Genomic DNA, 1,346 nt, shown 5'->3' on the forward strand with positions numbered 1-1,346 from the left:
CTGGAATCTTTGCGCAACATCCCGATCCCGGAAGAATGGCGCATGCCTTTGCGGCAAATGCTCCAAACCGCCGATTTGGTGAAATTTGCCAAAGCCCAGCCGCCCCTGAGTTTCCACCTGGAAGCGCTCAGCAGCGTCAAAACCTTTGTTGAACAAACCCATACCGGAACAGAACCAACAATTTAAGCGACTATGAAATTTCTGCATCCCTATTTTTTCTTGCTGCTCTTGTTGCTGCCCATCCTGGCCAGGTGGTATTGGCAACAGCAAAAGCAAAGGCACGCCGCAGTTACCCTGCCGAGCCTTCAGGGGATTGCGGGCATGGAAACGCTCAAAGCAAAATTGCGCCGTTGGCTGCCCATCATCCGCGCCCTGGGATTTATTGCATTGGTGGTAGCGCTGGCTCGCCCCCAATTGGTACTCAAAGAAGAAAAAATCAAAGCCGATGGCATCGACATCATGCTCTCGATGGACTTGTCGAGCAGTATGTTGGCTCAGGATTTTGAACCAAACCGACTGGAAGTCAGCAAAAAAGTGGCGATTGAGTTTGTCAAAGGCCGTCCCCACGACCGCATTGGCCTGGTCGTTTTTGCCGGCGAAGCCTTCACCCAATGCCCGCTGACCACCGATCACCGCATTGTAGAAACCTTTCTGGAACAGCTCCAGTGTGGCAACCTGGAGGATGGCACCGCCATCGGGATGGGCCTGGCCGGCGCCGTAAACCGCCTCAAGAAAAGCCCTGCCAAAAGCAAGGTCATCATCCTGCTTACCGATGGCGTCAACAACGTGGGCTACTTCAAGCCCCTCACTGCTGGAGAATTGGCCAAAGAATTGGGCATCAAGGTGTACGCCATTGGGGTAGGTACCATTGGCGAGGCCCTGACCCCCGTAAGTCGCCTCAGCGATGGCAGTTTTTTTCTGGATTATGCCCAGGTGGAAATTGACGAAGAGCTGCTGCGCGAAATTGCCCGTATGACGGGCGGGCAGTATTTTCGGGCAAAAAACAACCAGGATTTGCGCGAGATTTACAAAACCATCGACTTGCTTGAAAAAACGGAGATACAAGTTACCACCATCAAAAAATACAGTGAAGAGTTTCCGCGTTGGGCTTTATTGGGATTGTTATTTTTACTCGCCGAGTTTGTATTGAGACAAACCTGGCTGAGAAGTTTGCCATAATTATTGTTGCTTATGTTTCGATTCGAGCACCCTGTTTTCTTGTACGCTTTAGCGCTGCTGCCAGTCTTGATTGTCTTGGTGCTGGGGGCAAATTTTGCCCGAAAGAAGGCTTTGGCGCGCATGGGCAACCTGGACTTGATTCAGCGCCTGATGCCCGACCGTTCGCC

1 protein-coding gene and 1 pseudogene are annotated in these 1,346 nt (G+C 51.9%); both read left to right on the forward strand.

Going from position 1 to position 1,346, the window contains the following annotated elements:
• A pseudogene (locus ABW391_RS29025) lies at positions 1 to 186 on the forward strand (hypothetical protein); the annotation flags it as partial.
• 6 nt (positions 187 to 192) lie between these two features.
• Positions 193 to 1,179 carry a vWA domain-containing protein gene (locus ABW391_RS29030; protein ID WP_353485406.1) on the forward strand — a complete coding sequence of 329 codons (987 nt, stop codon included), beginning with the start codon at positions 193 to 195 and terminating at the stop codon, positions 1,177 to 1,179.
• Positions 1,180 to 1,346 lie beyond the last annotated feature (167 nt).

Source organism: Haliscomenobacter sp. (assembly GCF_040403615.1).
In the GTDB taxonomy this organism is placed as follows: Bacteria; Bacteroidota; Bacteroidia; order Chitinophagales; family Saprospiraceae; genus Haliscomenobacter.